This is a genomic window from Streptomyces sp. A012304 (genome assembly GCF_026008495.1).
Lineage (GTDB): Bacteria > Actinomycetota > Actinomycetes > Streptomycetales > Streptomycetaceae > Streptomyces.
On record NZ_BQUN01000121.1, the window covers coordinates 1 to 4933 of the forward strand.

The following is a 4933-nucleotide window of genomic DNA, read 5'->3' on the forward strand; positions in this document are numbered from 1 at the left end:
GCCATGACCATCTTGATCACGCCCGCCACACCCGCCGCGGCCTGCGCGTGACCGATGTTCGACTTCAACGACCCCAGATACAGCGGCCGTTCGTCGGAGCGGTCCTGCCCGTAGGTCGCGATGATCGCCTGCGCCTCGATCGGGTCACCGAGGGTCGTGCCCGTGCCGTGCGCCTCCACCGCGTCCACGTCCCGCTGGGTGAGGCCCGCGTTGGCCAGCGCCTGCCGGATCACCCGCTGCTGCGACGGCCCGTTCGGCGCCGTCAGACCATTGCTCGCCCCGTCCTGGTTCACCGCCGTGCCACGCACGGTCGCCAGCACCCGGTGGCCGTTGCGCCGGGCGTCGGAGAGCCGCTCCACGAGGAGAACGCCGACGCCCTCGGACCAGCCGGTGCCGTCTGCGGCGGCCGAGAACGCCTTGCAGCGCCCGTCCGGTGCCATGCCGCGCTGCCGGCTGAACTCGACGAACAGGCCGGGGTTGGTCATGACGGTGACACCGCCGACGAGGGCCATGGTGCACTCGCCGCTGCGCAGTGCCTGCCCTGCCAGGTGCAGGGCGACCAGCGAGGACGAGCACGCGGTGTCCACGGTGACGGCCGGTCCTTCGAACCCGAAGGTGTAGGCGACCCGGCCCGACACCACGCTCGCCGAGGAGCCGGTGCCGATGTAGCCCTCCACTTCCTCGGGAACCTCGGTGAGGCGCGCCGCGTAGTCGTGGTACATGACGCCCGCGAAGACGCCCGTCCGACTGCCGCGCAGCGCGGAAGGATCGATCCCGGCCCGCTCGAACGCCTCCCACGACGTCTCCAGCAGCAGCCGCTGCTGCGGGTCCATGGCGAGAGCCTCACGCGGGGAGATCCCGAAGAACGCCGCGTCGAAGTCACCGGCGTCGTAGAGAAACCCGCCCTCGCAGGCGTAGCTCTTCCCGGGCACGGTCGGGTCGGGGTCGTAGAGGTCCTCGACGTCCCAGCCGCGGTCCTCCGGGAACCCGGCGATCGCGTCCCGGCCCTCGGCGACCAAGCGCCACAGGTCCTCCGGCGACCGCACCCCGCCGGGGTAGCGGCACGCCATCCCCACGATCACCAGCGGGTCGTCGTCGACCGCGCCGGCGGCGGTGGACGGCACCTGCCCGGCGGCGGCAGCCTCCGCACCGAGCAGCTCGCCGCGCAGGAATCCGGCGAGCGCCGCCGGGGTCGGGTAGTCGAACACCAGCGTCGCCGGCAGCCGCAGCCCCGTCGCCGCACTCAACCGGTTGCGGAGATCCACCGCCAGCATCGAGTCGAACCCGAGTTCCTTGAACGCCCGCCCGGCGCCCACCGCATCCCCGGACTCATGGCCCAGGACCGCGGCGACGACTTCGCACACCAATCCGACCAGCTCCCGCTCCTGTTCGGCGAGCGGCAGGTGCGCGATGCGCCGGGTGAGGGCGGAGGTCTCGTGGTCGTCCCCGACGGTGGCGGTGACCCGGCGCCTGGCTGCGCGGACGAGGCCGCTCAGCAGCGGCGGCAGCAGTCCGGCGTCGGCCTGGGCGCGCAGTGCGGCGGCGTCGAGCCGGATCGGCACGTTCAGGGTGGGTGCCGTGGGGGCGAGGGCGGCGTCGAAGAGCGCGAGCCCCTGTTCCTCGGTGAGCGGCACGATCCCCCTGCGGGCCAGCCGGGCGGCGTCGCCGTCGTCCAGGTGCCCGGTCATGCCACTGGCCTTCTCCCAGAAGCCCCAGGCCATGGACGTGGCCGGGAGTCCTTCCGCGCGGCGGACCTGGGCGAGCGCGTCGAGATACGTGTTGGCCGCCGCGTAGTTCGCCTGACCGGGACCGCCCAGGATCCCGGACACGGAGGAGAACAGCACGAACGCGGAGAGGTCCAGGTCACGGGTCAGCTCGTGCAGGTTGACCGCACTGTCGACCTTGGAACGCAGCACACCGTGCAGCCGCTCCTCCGTCATCGCCTCGACCAGACCGTCGTCCAGCAGACCGGCCGCGTGCACCACACCCGCAAGTGCCGGTATCCGCGCCAGAACCCCGGCCAGCGCATCGCGGTCCGCCGCGTCACACGCCTCCACCACGACCGACGACGCGCCCAGCGCGGCAAGCTCCTCGACGAGGTCGGCCGCACCGGCCGCCCGCTCACCCTGACGACTCAACAACACCAGCTCACGCGCCCCGTACCGGGACACGAGATGACGGGCGATCAGCCCGCCCAGGGTGCCGGTGCCCCCGGTGACCAGCACCACCCCGTCACCGAACGACACCCCCTCACCGCCGGACTCCACACCGTGCCGCACCAGACGCGGCACCAGCAGCTCCCCGCCACGTACCGCGACCTCCCGCTCACCGGTCGCCAACGCCTCCCGCACAACCGACGACCACTCGGCCCCTTCCATATCCACATCAACATCCACCAGCGCGAACCGCCCCGGATGCTCCGTCGCGGCCGACCGCACCAGACCCCACACCGCCGACGACCCGACATCCAACACACCACCACCCGCACCCACCGAACCCCGCGTCACGACGGCCAGCCGTGAGGTCGCGAGGCGCGGGTCGGCCAGCCACGCGCGCAGGACGCCCAGCGTCCGCGCCGTGGTGGCGTGGGCCGCCGCCGTGTCCGGGACGGTGCCCGACGGGCCACCGGCGCACGGCAGCAGGACGGTCGCGGGGACGGGAGTCCCGGCGTCGAGTGCCGCCAGCAGGTCGGCGACGTCCGCGTAGTGGCTCGTCCCGTCCGCGGGCACCGGCCCGGACGCGTCGGGGCCGAGCACGGCCATGTCGGCGGGGACGGAGGCCGGCTCCGCGACCGCGGCAGGAATCCACTCGACGGCGTACAGCGGTTCCTTGACGCTGACGGACTCCCGCAGCTGCGCGGCGTCGACCGGTCGCAGGGTCAGTGCGGCGATCCGGGCGAAGGGCTGCCCGCCGGTGTCGGCGAAGGCCAGCGCGACGGTGTCCGTGTCGAGCCGCGAGATCCGTACCCGGGCCGCGGACGCGCCCGTCGCGGACAGGGCGACGCCGTTCCAGGCGAACGGCAGCCGCAGCCGGCCGTCGTCGGCGCCGGGGTGCCCGGCCGTCACGATGGCGTGCAGGGCGGCGTCCAGCAGCGCCGGGTGCAGACCGAAGCGGGCGGCTTCTTCACCGTGCTCGGCCGGCAGGGCCACCTCGGCGTAGATCTCCTCGCCGAGCCGCCAGACCGATGTGAGGCCCTGGAAGACCGGGCCGTACTCGTATCCGCGCGCCGCCAGATCCGCGTAGAACTCGTCCAGGTCCACGGGCTCGGCCCCGGCCGGTGGCCAAGCGGAGCCGTCGACGAGGGCTTCCGGCTCCACGGGCGGCTCGTCCGACATCCGGCCGACCGCGTGGCAGATCCACTCGGCGTCGAGGTCCTCGTCGCCGGTCCGCGAGTGGACCGACACCGCCCGGCCGCCCGTCTCGTCCGGCGCGGACACCACGACCTGGACCGTGACGCTCCCCTGCTCCGGGACGGCCAGCGGCGCCTGGAGGGTCAGGTCGTCCACATGGCCGCACCCGGCCGCGTCGCCTGCCCGCAGGGCCAGCTCCACGAAGGCCGCGCCCGGCAGGAGGACGGTCCCGGCGACCGCGTGGTCGGCGAGCCAGGGCTGCGCGGAGAGCGACAGCCGCCCGGTCAGGGTCACTCCCCCGTCCACGGCCGGCACGCAGGCCCCCAGGAGCGGGTGTTCCGCGTCCCGCAGCCCCACCGCGCCGAGATCCCCGCGCGCCCCGGGAGGGGCTTGCAGCCAGTAGCGGCGACGCTGGAAGGCGTAGGTGGGCAGGTCCACGAAGGCGTCGCCCACGCCGAGGAGCGGGGTCCAGTCCACGGTCAGGCCGTTGACGAAGGCCTCCGCCAGCGCGGCGGTGAAACGCTCCTGCCCGCCCTCGCCCCGGCGCAGCGTGCCCAGCACCACCGCGTCCGCCCCGGCGGACTCGACCGTGCTCTCGATCGGAGTCGTCAGCACCGGGTGCGCGCTCGCCTCGACGAACGCGTCGAAGCCCTGGGCGAGCAGAACCCGGACCGTCTCCTCGAAGCGGACGGTCTGACGCAGATTCGTGTACCAGTACTCGGCGTCCAGCCTCGGGTTCTCCAACCGCTCGGCCGTCACCGCTGAGAAGAACGGGACCGTGGGGGCCTGCGGCTCGATGCCCGCCAGTTCGGTGAGCAGCCGCTCACGGATCGCCTCGACCTGCACCGAGTGCGAGGCGTAGTCCACCGGGACACGCCGCGCCCACACACCCTGCGCCTCACAGGCGGCGAGGAGTTCCTCCAGCGCCTCCGGTTCACCCGCCACCGTCACCGAGCCCGGACCGTTCACCGCCGCCACCGACACCCGGCCGCCGTACTCCGCGATCAGCTCGGAGGCACGCTCCACCGGCACACCCAGGGACGCCATCCCGCCCGAACCCGCAAGTGCCAGAATCGCCCGGCTCCGCAACGCGACCACCATCGCCGCGTCCTCCAGCGACAACGCACCCGAAACGCAGGCCGCCGCGATCTCGCCCTGCGAGTGGCCGACGACAGCTGCCGGTTCCACACCGAACGACCGCCACACCTCCGCCAGCGACACCATCACCGCCCACAGCACCGGCTGCACCACATCCACACGGTCCAGCCATGCATCGGAGTCCGACCGGAGAATCTCGGTGAGCGACCAGTCGACATGAGCCGCCAGCGCCGTCTCGCACTGCTCGATCCGCTCCGCGAACACCTGCGACGACTCCAGCAGACCGGCCGCCATCCCCACCCACTGCGACCCCTGCCCCGGAAAGACGAACACCGTCCGGCCCGAGGACCGCGCCCCGCCCCGCAGCACACCCGGCGTCTGCTCCCCCGCCGCCAGCGCCGCCAGCCCGGCGGTGAGCTGAGCGCGGTCCGCTGCCAGTACGACACCCCGCTGCTCCAGCACCGACCGCGACCCCACCAACGCCG

At 73.4% G+C, this 4933-nt stretch carries 1 protein-coding gene; it reads right to left on the bottom strand.

Translation table 11 applies throughout. The features are described from left to right. On the bottom strand, positions 1 to 4933 hold a 4933-nt coding region (locus ALMP_RS32435), incomplete at both ends, for a type I polyketide synthase (RefSeq protein WP_264934965.1).